The sequence below is a fragment of the Maribacter sp. IgM3_T14_3 genome (assembly GCF_049603095.1).
Taxonomy (GTDB): domain Bacteria; phylum Bacteroidota; class Bacteroidia; order Flavobacteriales; family Flavobacteriaceae; genus Maribacter.
In genome coordinates, this window is record NZ_CP187138.1 from 1,658,235 (window position 1) to 1,672,273 (window position 14,039).

General features: G+C 34.3%; 16 protein-coding genes. 8 read left to right on the forward strand and 8 right to left on the reverse strand.

Features of this window, described 5'->3' with window-relative positions; all coding sequences use genetic code 11:
• The first annotated feature begins 64 nt into the window (after positions 1-64).
• On the forward strand, positions 65-793 hold the full coding sequence (locus ACPF9A_RS07415; RefSeq protein WP_424003094.1) for a hypothetical protein: 729 nt from the start codon (positions 65-67) through the stop codon (positions 791-793).
• A gap of 60 nt (positions 794-853) precedes the next feature.
• Here the strand turns inward: ACPF9A_RS07415 and ACPF9A_RS07420 are convergent, their stop codons facing one another.
• The 5 genes from ACPF9A_RS07420 to ACPF9A_RS07440 all read right to left on the reverse strand — a co-directional run bounded on the left by ACPF9A_RS07420 (position 854) and on the right by ACPF9A_RS07440 (position 6,652).
• Entirely contained in the window at positions 854-1,477 is a 624-nt protein-coding gene (locus ACPF9A_RS07420; RefSeq protein ID WP_424003096.1) for a thioredoxin family protein, read from the reverse strand.
• Positions 1,478-1,539: 62 nt separating this feature from the next.
• The gene (locus ACPF9A_RS07425) at positions 1,540-2,943 is read right to left on the reverse strand and encodes a TolC family protein (RefSeq protein WP_424003097.1); all 1,404 of its coding nucleotides are present in this window, start codon (positions 2,941-2,943) and stop codon (positions 1,540-1,542) included.
• Between the two features lie 2 nt (positions 2,944-2,945).
• Positions 2,946-4,298 carry an HlyD family secretion protein gene (locus ACPF9A_RS07430; RefSeq protein WP_424003099.1) on the reverse strand — a complete coding sequence of 451 codons (1,353 nt, stop codon included), beginning with the start codon at positions 4,296-4,298 and terminating at the stop codon, positions 2,946-2,948.
• On the reverse strand, positions 4,291-5,973 hold the full coding sequence (locus ACPF9A_RS07435) for a peptidase domain-containing ABC transporter (RefSeq protein WP_424003101.1): 1,683 nt from the start codon (positions 5,971-5,973) through the stop codon (positions 4,291-4,293). The genes ACPF9A_RS07430 and ACPF9A_RS07435 overlap by 8 nt, the downstream gene beginning before the upstream one ends.
• Positions 5,966-6,652: a TetR/AcrR family transcriptional regulator gene (locus tag ACPF9A_RS07440; RefSeq protein ID WP_424003103.1), complete on the reverse strand. Its 687-nt coding sequence runs from the start codon at positions 6,650-6,652 to the stop codon at positions 5,966-5,968. The genes ACPF9A_RS07435 and ACPF9A_RS07440 overlap by 8 nt, the downstream gene beginning before the upstream one ends.
• 187 nt (positions 6,653-6,839) lie before the next feature.
• Here ACPF9A_RS07440 and cutA point away from each other — a divergent pair, with 187 nt between their 5' ends.
• The gene (gene cutA, locus ACPF9A_RS07445) at positions 6,840-7,157 is read left to right on the forward strand and encodes a divalent cation tolerance protein CutA (RefSeq protein ID WP_424003105.1); all 318 of its coding nucleotides are present in this window, start codon (positions 6,840-6,842) and stop codon (positions 7,155-7,157) included.
• On the opposite strand, the gene ACPF9A_RS07450 is transcribed toward cutA, so the two are convergent.
• Entirely contained in the window at positions 7,154-8,077 is a 924-nt protein-coding gene (locus ACPF9A_RS07450; protein WP_424003107.1) for a LysR family transcriptional regulator, read from the reverse strand. The two genes, cutA and ACPF9A_RS07450, sit on opposite strands and share 4 nt — an antisense overlap.
• A gap of 96 nt (positions 8,078-8,173) precedes the next feature.
• Between ACPF9A_RS07450 and ACPF9A_RS07455 the strand changes: the two genes are divergently transcribed.
• The 5 genes from ACPF9A_RS07455 to ACPF9A_RS07475 all read left to right on the forward strand — a co-directional run bounded on the left by ACPF9A_RS07455 (position 8,174) and on the right by ACPF9A_RS07475 (position 11,630).
• Positions 8,174-8,488, forward strand: coding sequence for a hypothetical protein (locus ACPF9A_RS07455; RefSeq protein WP_424003109.1), 315 nt, complete (start codon positions 8,174-8,176; stop codon positions 8,486-8,488).
• 297 nt (positions 8,489-8,785) lie between these two features.
• Positions 8,786-9,748 carry a sodium-dependent bicarbonate transport family permease gene (locus ACPF9A_RS07460; RefSeq protein WP_424003111.1) on the forward strand — a complete coding sequence of 321 codons (963 nt, stop codon included), beginning with the start codon at positions 8,786-8,788 and terminating at the stop codon, positions 9,746-9,748.
• A 35-nt stretch (positions 9,749-9,783) separates the two neighbouring features.
• Positions 9,784-10,347, forward strand: a complete 564-nt coding sequence (locus ACPF9A_RS07465) for a DNA-3-methyladenine glycosylase I (RefSeq protein WP_424003113.1) — start codon at positions 9,784-9,786, stop codon at positions 10,345-10,347.
• A gap of 115 nt (positions 10,348-10,462) precedes the next feature.
• Entirely contained in the window at positions 10,463-10,954 is a 492-nt protein-coding gene (locus ACPF9A_RS07470) for a hypothetical protein (protein ID WP_424003115.1), read from the forward strand.
• Positions 10,935-11,630 (forward strand): DUF2490 domain-containing protein, encoded by a 696-nt coding sequence (locus ACPF9A_RS07475; protein ID WP_424003117.1) that lies wholly within the window; start codon positions 10,935-10,937, stop codon positions 11,628-11,630. The genes ACPF9A_RS07470 and ACPF9A_RS07475 overlap by 20 nt, the downstream gene beginning before the upstream one ends.
• On the opposite strand, the gene aat is transcribed toward ACPF9A_RS07475, so the two are convergent.
• Positions 11,622-12,254, reverse strand: coding sequence for a leucyl/phenylalanyl-tRNA--protein transferase (gene aat / locus ACPF9A_RS07480; RefSeq protein WP_424003119.1), 633 nt, complete (start codon positions 12,252-12,254; stop codon positions 11,622-11,624). The genes ACPF9A_RS07475 and aat overlap by 9 nt on opposite strands.
• A gap of 132 nt (positions 12,255-12,386) precedes the next feature.
• On the reverse strand, positions 12,387-12,764 hold the full coding sequence (locus ACPF9A_RS07485; RefSeq protein WP_424003121.1) for a DUF3127 domain-containing protein: 378 nt from the start codon (positions 12,762-12,764) through the stop codon (positions 12,387-12,389).
• 126 nt (positions 12,765-12,890) lie between these two features.
• Between ACPF9A_RS07485 and ACPF9A_RS07490 the strand changes: the two genes are divergently transcribed.
• A complete protein-coding gene (locus ACPF9A_RS07490) occupies positions 12,891-14,039 on the forward strand; it encodes a sensor histidine kinase (protein ID WP_424003123.1) in 1,149 nt (382 codons plus the stop codon).

Genomic DNA, 14,039 nt, shown 5'->3' on the forward strand with positions numbered 1-14,039 from the left:
CAAACAATTGATTGCCTTTTGTCGATTACTTAAAATATTTTGGTATTATTAAGGTTATATAACCATGAATCTAAACCGAAAACAATTATCATTACTTGCCACTATCTTTAGCTTGTCTATTGTAGTGTTGGTACTATATGGTATTCAGTTTGGAGGTCAAGAAGAATCTCAGGAAGATTATGTTGTTGAAATGGTTTTGGATCCCGAAGTTTTAGAAGAAATTTTAAAAGAAGAGGAATTACAAGAAGACCAAGCGAACGCAGATCCAATAAAAAGTCATTTAGCCTTTAACGAAACAGCAAAGCCTAGTTATGGCAACCCAGAGCCGTTACAAACTTTAGAAGAGTTGATGGAGGAGCGCAGTGAAATGAGCGATGGCGACCCTAACGAAGATGTTATTTCTGACACAGGTTATTCTGAAAGAGTAAAAGCCCTAGCAAAAAAGAGAGAAGAGAAAAAACAACTTCTAGGCGAAAAGGAAGCTCAAAAGAAAGAGTTTACCAATAACTTAGCTGCAAGAAAAACTTCAGTATCATATTCTTTAGTAGACAGAAATAATTACAAATTACCCCCACCAATATACACTTGTATAGAAGGTGGCAAAGTCGTTATTAATATTGAGGTAGATGCATTAGGCTATGTTACCGAAGCAGATTATAACGAAAAAAGTTCTGGCACCTCTAACGGTTGTCTTGTTGACAATGCGATAAATTACGCTCTAAAAGCAAGATTTAATTCATCTGATAAAGAGTCTCAAAAAGGCACTATTACCTATTTATTTCAAGGGAAGTAAACAAGCGCAAGAAATACGCTAGTTATTCTTAAAATACCTACTGTAGTTCTAAGTATAGTTTTAAACCTTTTTTACTCTAATGGCTAGCAATAGTAGTAAATCTTCTAAAATACTTTGACCCTTATCTTTATTATAAAATACTTGTAAATCTTGTTTAAACTCTGGTGTTAACGAACCATGTGCTGACTTATAATCTTCTACGAGCTTTGTCGCCTTTATTGATCTAGGGCCCCAAGTGGCTACTACAGAATCATCCTTCTTATCAATCGCAATTAATTTAGGTATCGACATGCCACCGTTTGTTAAAAACTGATTCATAATATCTAAATTCTCATCACGAAGGATAATAGATAGTGATATATTCGAATTTATTTCAGCGATTTTGTTCATTACAGGTAATGCAGGTGAAGCATCGCCACACCAACTTTCTGAAATAACTAACCATGAGATTTTCTGATCGACAGATTTTATCTTAGCTACAACATCGTCGCTAAACTTCAAGGTTTTATCCCAACGGCGCATACGGCTATTATTAAGCTGAGTATACTGCGACAAAGCTTCTGATTGTTCAGGACCGGTAGATTCATTTTTTTCTGCAAGTTCAGAAACCAACGCCCTATATTCTGCATAGCTATAACTCTTCTCTAATCCTTTTTTAATCAAATCTTCAACAACTAATTCCATCAAGCTTACTTTTTAATTATACACCCTAATCGACCCCATTAGTAGTACTAAATTTAAATTGCTTACAAATTCTCTGGGTTTACTGCTAAACTGTTGAACAACTTCGCTTTGGCCGTAAAGAATTTATTCTCAACCTGATTTTGTTTTAAAACGGCATCGATCAACTTGGTTTCTCTAGAATTAATTAAGAAAAGTGAACTTTCGCCAAAGCTGAACTTTCGTTCTTCGGCCGCCAAAAGCGCTTCATAACTTGTTACAATATCAGCTATTAATACATTCTGATTTTCAAAAGAATCTAACTCGTTATAGATGGCGGTTATTTTGTTCAGAATCTGAACCTCAGCGTTATCAAACTCGAATTGGGCATCTCTTAATTTCAATTTTGCCAATTTCAAATCTCCTCTTTCTTTTCTAAGAAATAGCGGCAGTTCAAAATTCAATCCGCCTTTATAATTTTGAGTTTCAAATGAGTTCAAGTACTCTGGCTGATCGGTTATAAACTTATATTCCACATCTATTCTAGGCAATAGCTTATTCGTTTTTAAACGTTTATCTACCACTAAACCATCAATTTTATAGCCTAATGATTTTAACTTCGGATGATTCTCTAACACAAAACTATCCAAAGGTTTACCTAAAATTTCAAGAGCTTGGTCTATTTCTGTATCTAACGAAGTTTCTGGTACAACGTTCGGCTGTAATTCCATCGGTATATTTTCACCCATCCACAAGTAATTAGAAAGTTCTAATCTTGCATTTCGTAAAACAACACTCGCCTGCTCCATTTCTAAAGCTCTATTCTGCACCGAAATTTTCGCCTCAACAGTATCAATAGCAGCAATTTCACCCGATTGTGCACTTCGGTTAACACCTTTCAACCTTACTTTGGCGTTCAATAAAAAATCATTGAATACCAAACTATTTCGGTATGCCTGCAGCCAATCGAAATATGCCAAAGAGGCATCGAACAAAATCTGATTGACCAATAAATCTCTATCTGCCTTTGACTGCTCTCTAAAAAACTTTGCCTTTTTTACGGTAGCCATTCGCTCGTTGATCCAAGAACCACGACCCAGAGAAAGCGCTACTCCGGCACTATAGAGTCCGTCATCGGGTACATTTCTTTCGGCATTTAAATATTCTCCCGAATACTGCTCAAACTCCCCTTTTAATTCTATACCATACCAAGTAGGTACTTTAAAGGTAGAATTCAATAAATCGTAATACTCGGTGCCCTTAAACTCTTTGGTTGAATAATCGACAGATATCTTAGGATCGAAACCACCACGTGCTTTCATTAGATTTGCCTGACCTACGCTCATAACCATCTCTGCCTGCTTCGCTATTGGATGATATTTTTTTACATAACCCAAGTACTCTCTAAAATTTAGCTGTACAGAATCTGCAGTCTGAGCATTCAAGAATAACCCAGCAATTAGATATAAAAAGACAACAATTCTCTTCATCGTTATTTTTTTACAGGTTTATCTTGAGCCCCATCTGGTTGATAATAATTGGCAGGGAAGCCGTTTAATTGTCGCCATAGTTCGTACCAAATAGGAACATCTTCTAACAACGCAATGGTATTTGCACCAGAACCTACACGCAAGGCATTTGGCCATGGTTGATCTTCTTTATCTGGCGACAACAACACCCTATATTTTCCATTAGGGTTTATAAAAGTTTCAATAGCCACTACCCTACCTGCATACGTACCGTAAGATGCATTTGGCCAACCACTAAATACAATTGCTGGCCAACCGTCGAACTGAATTCGTACCGATTCATCTAAATGAATTAACGGCAAATCTATAGGGTCCACGAACGTTTCTACAGCCATATCATAATCTGCCGGCATAATACCCACTAACGGCGTACCTTCTTTAAAAGTCTCACCGATACCTGCGGTAAGTACTTTATTAATATACCCATTTTGGGGTGCTCGAATATAGCGTAATGCATTTCGCATTTGATAATTGGTATAATCGTTCTCTAATTTACTTACCTGCGCCTCAGAATCGAATTGGTTCGACATCGCCGTGAATTTATCGCTCTGTGCCTTTGAAATTTTATCGGTATACGAAGCTTGCACACTATTGATCTCTACTTCGGCATTGATTATTTCATTTTTAGCAGCCAACAGCTTATTCTCTTGAGAAAGTAATTTTGCTTGTGTTTCTTGCAGCTTTAGTCGCTTTTCTTCAACATCGGTTACCGCCTTTAAACCTTCACTTTCTAATTGAGCTGTACGCTCATATTGGCGCTCTGCAATTTGAATATTGGTTTTAGCAGCCTCAAAGTCTATACTGTCACTTTGTGCTTTTAATTTCGATTGCAATAATTTATTCTTGGCCTGCTCTAATTTTAATCTTCTTTCATTAATAAGTGCGCCAACTTGATTATCTAATGACTTTACTTTATCGCCATACGAGGTAACCGATGAACTTTTAGACTTTAATTGTTCTCCTGTTCTTTCTACTAAATCTGGATCGAAATATTCTGATTTCACTTCTGATATAAAAAGAATAGTATCTCCCTTTTTTACATAATCGCCTTCTTGTACATACCATTCTTCTATTCTACCCGGAATTTGAGATTGAATAGTTTGCGGTCTTTGACCAGGAGTCAATGTTGTTAAAAACCCTCTGGCATTTATAGTTTGTGTCCATGGTAAAAACAATACAATTACACCTACTACCGCAAAAGCGAATAGAAATCTATTGAAGTGCTTATAATATTTTTTATGGTCTACTTTTTGAACGGATTTAAAACGCTCAATTGAAACTCTCTCGTTTAGTTTATTATGAGATATGTTAAGCATTTTTTCCTGAGATTTCGTTAATAATCTGTCCTTTATCCATAGTAATTATACGCGAACATTTTTTGATCCACTTATCATTTTCACTTACAACAAGCAATGCCCAACCATTTGCCGGGTCGCTTAGAAAGCTTAAAATTCGATCAGCTTCTTCACTATTGAACTGATCTAATGGATCTTTTAGAATAAGTAATTTTGGTTTACGAACGATACTTCTTGCCAATACAATCTTTTTGGACACCGTATGCGGAATCTGTTTACCTTCTGGGTAGAGTACTGTGTTAAGACCATCTGGTTGCTTCTTTACAAAATCTGTCAAACCTACTTTATCAAGCGCCCAATAGACCTGCTCACTTGTGGTCTCTTTATCACCAAATGTGATGTTATTTAGAATAGTACCCTCAAAAGGTGATTCTTCTGGTAATGACTGACCAAGATGAGAGCGGTAGTAATTTAAATTCATCCCCTTTAAAGAAACTCCGTTTACATATACCCCACCACTATCTGGCTCTAGAATACCAGCTATAATGCGCAACAACGTATTTTTACCAGAACCACTGTTGCCTCGCAATAAAATAGTACAGGTAGGCGAAATGGTTAAACTTAGGTTTTTAATTATATCTCGCTTTTGCTGCGGTACACTATAAGAAATATCGCTCAGCTCAATGGTAAAGGATTGGTTCTCTAAAAATGGCTTTTCTCCTTCTTGCGGTTCTAATTCTTTATCTACCACCTGCCCCATTTTTTCTAAAGATGTCAATAGATCATAGAAAGTTTCTAAACCAAGAATCAACTTCTCTACAGAACTGATTACCAAAAGAATAATAATCTCTGCTGCAACAAATTGACCAATATTCATTTCTTGATTCAATACCAATAAACCACCGATCAACAAAAGACCACCGGTTACCAGAACCTTAAAACCGATCATTTGTATAAATTGTATCACTATCACCTTAAAATGACTTTCTCTTGCATTTAAATACTCTACTACCAGCGTATCATTTTTATCTAATGCATGAGAAGTTTTACCCGAAAGTTTGAAACTAACTATTGAACGGGCAATTTCTTGTAACCAGTGCGCCACTTTATATTTACTCTTTGACTCATCTAAACTAGTATCGAAACCTCTTTGTGCCGTAAACTTGAATACGATATAGATCAAAAGCATTAGCAACAGACCATACACGATAAAAAACGGATGATAAAATGATAACAATAATAAACCGAAAATGATTTGTAATAACGCCGCAGGAAAATCTATCAACACCTTTGATAATGACTTTTGAATGGTCAACGTATCAAAAAACCGATTCGCTAATTCTGGCGGATAGTAGTTATGTAATTCACTCATTTTTATCTTAGGAAATCGATATGCAAACTCGAACGATGCTCTCGTGAATATCTTTTGCTGTACGTTTTCGATAATTCGTATTTGCATTAATTGCAAAATACCCACAAAGGCCACACCTAAGGTTACCCCTATTACCAAAACAATCCATGAGGTGCTTATCTGTGCCCCCTGCATCAGGTTAATAATAGCCTGTATACCTAACGGCAAAGACAAGTTTACAACACCAGCGAATATGGCATAATAAAACACCTGAAACACATCTTTCTTATCAAGCTTTAATAGACCTAGAAAGCGTTGCCAAGCAGTTAGTATATTTTTATTCATCTATTTTCTGATTTAATGTATTAAAAACAAGATGCGTCAAAAACTGTGTTGGCGTCACCTGGTTATTACAATCTGTAAGTGATGGAAAATGTTCTTTTAAAAAATGCTGATGTAAACCGTTTTCAAGAATGGTACTTGCTAAACTAGTAGGGTATTGATAGTCTGCATCTACTAGTGAAACCATCTCACCTAATCGACCTACCAATCTTTTATAAATACTATAAAAGCCTTCTTTATTCTCGGTATCTACCTCTTTTGTCGTGTACGATTTTGAATATTCGTTAATGACAATCTTATTCAATAACACTTCGTTAATATGCGAAAATGATGAATCTTCTTTTATCTCTCTAGTGATGATAAGTATAGACTTTAATAACTTCTCTTTAGGGTTACTAATGCTGTTGGTCGCGAATACTAGTTGATACTCCATCCACCCCCAATACCATGATGTGAGATATAACAACAACTTGTGCTTATTTTCAAAATAACGATAAATAGAACTTTCGTTCGATTTTATTTGTGCTCCTAATTTTTTAAAAGTAAAGTTTTCAAAACCGATTTCATTAATCATCTGAATACTTATTTCAATGATTTTCTTGCCTAAATCTGATGACTCAGGATTCTTTAAATACAACTTATCGTTGATCCTTATTTGCACACTCTGCAGTAACCTATCCATAATCTGCTGAATTTAATTTAATTGCAAATATAATAGTATTACTATTAATTACTAATAGTTTAACATATTTTTTTAATGGTAATACTTATATTTGGACGGTTATGTGTTTTCAACAAACCTTAATAAAGAAATTATTAGCTGAAATTAACGCTTTAACTATTGCTTCTAACCCTTAAAACATATCATTATGATCTTAGGCTATATCATTGTTAACAAAAAGAAGCAGGCAAAAGAAATAGCTCAATTGCTTTTAGCACAAAACCTAATCTACAGCGCCAGTATATCAACCAAAAAAGTATTTAGTAAGAATTTAAAAACTGGCGAAATTGATTATGAAAAACAAACGATAATTGAAGGCAAAACAAAGGCATTACTTTTTAGTACTATAAATGAAATTTTAAGAGTAACCTACAGGACAAATATGCCCTTATTTTATGCTGTACCAATTATTTATATGGATGAGGAACAAACACAGAGCCTCAGAAACCAAAACGCTAAGGTTTAATAACTTTCTATCCAATCAAAAGTTTCTTTTATGACCTGGTCTTTCTCAGCGTTTAAATATTCTAAAAATGCCAATGCGGTAGGTGATAGCTTTTTAGATTTAAGCCAAATGATATTCCACCTTGTAAGTATTGGCAAGCCTTTGATCGGAACTATTTGAACTTCATTATTTTTAAGCTCATTTTTTAACCCTATAATCGGCATAATAGAAAAACCTAAACCGGCAATTACCGCTTGTTTAACAGCTTCATTAGAGGTAAGCTCAATTTTTTTACGAACCTCAAATTTATTTTCTATTATAAAATTCTCCATGGCAGCTCTTGTGGCAGAACCCGTCTCTCTATAGAGCAATGCCGACTCTTCAAAAATCTTCTTCTTAGATAGTTTTTTATTCGCTAATCCGTTTTTACCGGCAATTAAATATAATTTGTTCTGCATGAGTTCTACCCTGTCTACATTTAATTTCTTTGGCAAAACAGATACCATTGCAAAATCTACAGTATTTAATTCTAAACTTTCAATTACCTGAGCTTTATTAGTTACATCTATAATAAGATCAACTCCTTTATTCTGGTGCGAGAAATTAGAAAGTAAATAAGGCATTACATACTTACCCGTAGAGACTACAGAAAATTTCAATTTACCTACCAACTCACCCTTATAAGAAAGCGTTTTGTAATTGATTGCATCTACTTCGTTAAGTATCTTTTTGGCAGCGACGGCTATTTCTTTTCCGAAATCAGTGACATATAACTTTCTACCTACGACCTCAGTCAGCGGAATTGAAAATTGATCTTGAAAATTTTTTAACTGAATAGATACTGCAGGTTGCGTAAGATGCAACTCTTCAGATGCCTTTGTAATACTCTGATTTTCAGTTATTTTTAAGAATATCTTCAACTGATGTAATGTGTAATTCATAAATTATTTTTATGTATAACATAATAAATATAAATAAAATTTTATGAATTAAAAATATAAGATTTGCAACCGTAATAAAAGATATAAACTAAAATTATGAAAGTAGAAGCTAAAAATGCGGTAAGTACAACAAGTACTAAACAGAAAATTCAACTTGTAGATGGTGTCTTTACAGTTTCTGAAGCAAATGACATTATACAAAACCTAATCAATGAAAAAATAAATTTTCACAAATTACAGCGCCTTACGCTTTGCGAAGGATATTCTGGATCGAATACGAAATACCCAGATGGTAGAATTAATCAACTAGAAAAAGATAAACTAATTTCAAAAGAATTTTTTAAAGATAAATACAATAAAAAAGTAACAATCAAAATTAACGGGGTCTTAGAAATCTCTATAAACGAATAGACAAATCGTTTCTTTAAAAAAAATGATATGTACAAAAAAGCAAACCTCTCTAGATTAGTCACATTTTTAATGATGGCTGTGTTAATTCTTGCATCTTACACAAACAATGGTCTCTTTTTAAATCAACTATTAATTTCAAGTGGCATTATATCTTTAATCATGTTTATTAATACTAGAGCTAACGACAAATAAATAGTAGTTAATTTAACTTTTATATTACTTAGAAAAAAGGGAGTTTTCAGTTCTCGAAACTCTTACACCAAACTCCCTTAAACCTGCCTTACTAAACAAATATTTATGGATTTACATTTACTGTTAGATAACCTGACCAACCCCGCTCTGCTCTTTTTCTTTTTAGGTGTTATTGCAGTTCAATTAAAAAGTGATTTAGAAATTCCGCCAAATTCATCAAAGTTTATTTCCCTTTATTTAATGTTCTCCATTGGTTTTAAAGGCGGTCTAGAACTTTCTCATAGCGCTTTAGATATAGAAATTTTATGGTCTTTGTTATTCGGTGTTTTTTTAGCCCTTTCCGTACCTATATACACCTATTTTATCTTAAGAAGAAAATTTAGTGTAGCCAACTCAGGTGCGATAGCGGCATCATACGGTTCTGTAAGCGCAGTAACCTTTGTCACAGCAGTTTCATTTCTTGAGATGGAACAAATAGAATTTGGTGGCCATATGGTCGCTGTTATGGCACTAATGGAAGCTCCGTCAATTATTATCGGGGTGCTACTAATGTCTTATTTTCAAAAAAATAAAGAAAACAAAATCTCTCTGCCCAATGTAGTAAGACACTCTCTAACCAACGGAAGCGTAATATTAATTATTGGAAGTTTAATTATTGGTTTTTTGGCCAGTGACCAACATGCCAGAGGTATAGAACCTTTTACTACAGACATTTTCAAAGGCTTTTTAGCTGTTTTCCTTTTAGATATGGGTATAACCAGTGGTAAAAAATTAGCTGATTTTATTAAAAAGGGATGGTTCGCATTTCTTTTCGCGATAATTATACCGCTCATAAATGGTAGCATTGTGGCAGTTGTTAGCTCAACCTTTACCGTAAGTATCGGAAATCGTTTTTTGTTTGCCATTTTAGCGGCAAGTGCTTCTTATATAGCAGTACCTGCAGCAATGCGCTTAGCGGCGCCTAAGGCAAACCCAAGCTTATACCTACCCATGGCGCTGGCAATTACTTTTCCATTTAACATAACTATAGGCATGCCCTTATATTTAGCTATTGTTAATTGGTTTTAATTTGACCACAAGCCATTATATAGTACTTTTAATCTATGGATAAAAATAGGTGTGGATGGTGCAAAGGCGATACGCTCTACGAAGCTTATCATGACCATGAATGGGGAGTGCCCGTAAAAGATGACGATCTTTTGTTTGAGTTTCTTGTTTTAGAAACATTTCAAGCTGGTTTAAGCTGGATTACCATTTTAAAAGGAAGAGAGAATTTTCGAGTTGCTTTTGACCATTTTGACTATCAAAAAATTGCAATTTATCCTGAATCTAAAATTCTTGCCTTACTTCAAGATGAAGGTATCATTAGAAACAAATTAAAAGTTCGTGCAACGGTAACCAATGCCCAGGCATACCTAAATATTCAAAAAGAGTTTGGATCTTTTAGCAACTATATTTGGGCATTTGTTCATAATGAACCTATTATAAACGAGGTAATACATTATAAAGAAGCCCCTGCAAATACCCCAATCTCTGATGCGATTAGCAAAGACTTAAAAAAACGCGGATTCAAATTTGTTGGCAGTACCATCATATATGCATTTATGCAAGCTACCGGCATGGTGAACGATCATCAATTAGACTGTTTTAGATACCACCAAGTATAAACCTATAGAGATACCTACTATGAATGCTATTCCATCAAAAATATTCGCTATTATTTTTCTTTTTTGTTTTCAAATTTGTCAAGCTCAATATAAATATGAAAGGGAGTTTCGAATTTTGAAATCTCAATTTCCGGCAAAGGCCATCGTAACCATCGATGAGAATTTGACAGATTTTAAACGGATTAAATTCTACAAAGAAACCGATAGCACCAAAATTAGTTTTGAAGCGAAATTGAAAAAAGATAAGCTTTGGTATAGTATAGAATTTGATGAAAACGGGGTATTAGAAGATATTGAAATTCTAATAAAAATAACCGATATACCTAATGACACTTATGCCAGAATAGAAGACTATTTGAACAAAAATTTCACAAAATACCGTATTAAAAGACTTCAACAGCAATATCCTTCAAAAAATGAGTCGTTAGAAGCAACTTTCAAAAGCGCCTTTCAAAATCTTATTTTACCTACTAACAACTACGAAATAGTTATAGTCGGTAAAAAAGACAAGGGGTATTTAGATTATGAAATTCAGTTCGATGCTGAAGGAAATTTTAGGAAAATAAGAACTTCTCTTCCTCCAAATTATGATCACGTACTTTACTAGAGGTCATTTCATTTTAATACTATGCCTATTTTTAGGTTCGTTCTACGCCTTATCGCAAGGTAATACCACGGGGTATTGGGAGCCTGATGTTGCCATAAATTACAAAGTAACACCACTACTTAAACAGAACTTTTCTTTATCGAATAGAAATTACATTTATCGTAATCAAAAATCTGAATTAACGATTAGGCAAATAGAAATTGCCCATTTTTCTTCATTAACAATTGACCCCTATAAAAGTATCGGACTAGGTGTTCAATACCGCTTTAGAGAAGCCTTTGAAGAGGACAAGGAAAATGAACTTAGACTAACCCAACAGTTTAATACCATTAAGAAAACGAACATTGCCCGATTTGGTAATCGGTTTAGAGTAGAACAGCGTATTCAACCCTCTTCTCTTGTACATCGTTTTAGATATCGTTTTGCGGTAGATATTCCTCTAAAAGGTTTGAAAATGGATATTGGCGAACCTTATTTAGTCGCTACAACAGAATCTTTATTAAGTATAGGCAAAAGTATAAAACCCATGTACGACCAAAGAATCACATCTCAAATAGGCTGGTCAATTTCAGAACATTTAAAAGCCCAATTAGGCGTGCAGTTTAGAATGGAGAATTATACCGAAAACACCGAACATGTTTTCTTTTTGCTAAATAGCTTCGTTATATCACTGTAAAAATTTCACAAACTCTTGTCTAGAAATTTCTTGTGCCCCCATACTTTCTAGATGATCGGTATGTAATTGACAGTCTATTATGCGATATTCTTTGACCTTTAATTCTTCAGCCAATTTAATGAAAGCAAATTTTGAAGCATTAGCCGTTAAACTGAACATACTTTCTCCGCAAAAAATATATCCTAAATCTACACCGTATAAACCACCTACTAAGGTATCGCCTTCCCAAACTTCGTACGATTTTGCAATTCCCCTTTCATGAAGTTTTATATAGGCATTTTTCATGTCATCAGTAATCCAAGTACCATCTTGCCCTTCTCTTGGTACAGCCGAACAATACTCTAACACTTCTTTGAAACACGTATTTTTAGTTAATCGAAATTGATTGCTTCGAATAACTTTTTTCATGCTTTTTGAAATTTTGATATGATCTGGGTAGAGTATCATTCTAGGATCGGGACTCCACCATAACATAATAGAATCGTTATCGAACCAAGGAAAAATTCCGCTTTGGTACGCTAAAAGCAAACGTTCTGGAGATAAGTCTCCACCCACTGCTAACAAGCCTTCTTCATTGGCTTCATCTATTGGAGGAAACACAAGCTCATCTGTTAAAAAATACATGACTATTTGTTGCTTTTAATTTTTTTCAAAGTAAATAAAAGGTCTTAAAACAAAAAACTTGTTTAACCATTTAAGTTAAACAAGTTTTATATTATACGGGGCATTACGCCTTACTAAAAAGTAATATAATTCTTAGAAAGGAAGATCATCATGATCTTCTTCATTTAAATCATCTGCAGGCTCAAAAGCCTCCATAGGTGCTACCGGTGGCATACCACCTGCAGGTGCTGCTTTCGAAGCACCTTCTATACGCCAACCTTGTATTGAGTTAAAGTATTTTACTTCACCTTGAGGGTTCGCCCATTCTCTACCTCTAAGGTTAATACTCACTTTTACATCTTGACCTACACCGTAACTATTTAATAAATCACATTTATCTTGTACAAACTCTACCATGATATGCTGTGGATATTGTTCGTCTGTAGTAACAACTAATTCTCTTTTTCTAAACCCATTAGACCCGAAGGTTTGGGTTTCTCCTATCAATTTTACTTTACCTTCTATTTCCATCTTGAACTCTTTTTACAATAGAGGTCAAAAATACATAAAATGATGCGTTAATAAAACAGCCCACCACAATAACAACACAACAATTATTCACAATTAGGGTTATCTTTAGTATTAGATAACTATTGGATGAACTTTATTCCTAAAAACAAAATTTCCAACATTTTTCTACTGATAGGCTCTTTCGTAGTTGTGAGTCTTATCTTATGGAATACCAATAGCTTTTTTAAACAATTTAAAGAGGAAGAACGTCTAAAAATGGAGATTTGGGCTACCGCACAGTCAGAATTTCTACAATCATCTGAAACCGTAGATTTAGGAAGCCTTCATTTAAAAGTCTTTCAAAATAACACCTCTACCCCAATGATACTTATCAACAAAGATAAATCTATACGGGTAAACAACTTTCCGCCGAACAAATCAAAAGACTCGGTATATATTCAAAGCCAACTCAGAAAATTTAAAAACGAAAATATCCCTATTTCAATTGATCAACAAGGTGAACATTTGGCAACCTTATATTATGGTAATTCTGATGTTTTGAACAAATTAAAGTTTTATCCTATTGCTTTACTGCTGATCATATTTCTATTCGCGGCAGTAATTTATTTTCTATTCAAAACGAATAAAGCAGCCGAGCAAAATAAATTATGGGCTGGTATGGCTAAAGAAACTGCACACCAAATCGGCACACCGTTATCTTCTCTTTTAGGATGGAACGAGTTATTAAAATCTGAAGATATAAACCCTAGCATTACCAAAGAGATAGAAAAAGATATTGACCGTTTACAAACTATAACCGAACGTTTCTCAAAAATTGGGTCTTTACCTAAATTGGTAGAAAGTGATATTGTAAAAGAAACCCAAGATGCTTTCGATTACCTGAAACGAAGAAGCTCTAAACTTATTCATTTTTCATTTAGTACAAAGGTGGATCACTTACCCGTTATGCTCAATAGTTCTTTATATAATTGGACCATAGAAAATCTGGTTAAAAACGGAATTGATGCCATGCGCGGCAAGGGTAGTATTGCCATAGAAATTGTACAAGACAACAAATTTGTAAATATTTTAATCGCTGATACAGGGCATGGTATTTCTAAAAGCAACTATAATAGTATCTTTACACCAGGCTTTACCTCTAAAAAACGAGGTTGGGGCTTAGGACTTTCTTTGGTTAAGCGAATTGTGGAAGAATATCACGATGGAAAAATAAAGGTGTTATCATCTGGCAAAGAAGGAACTATAATGCAAATTTCTCTAAAAGTGTCTCACTAA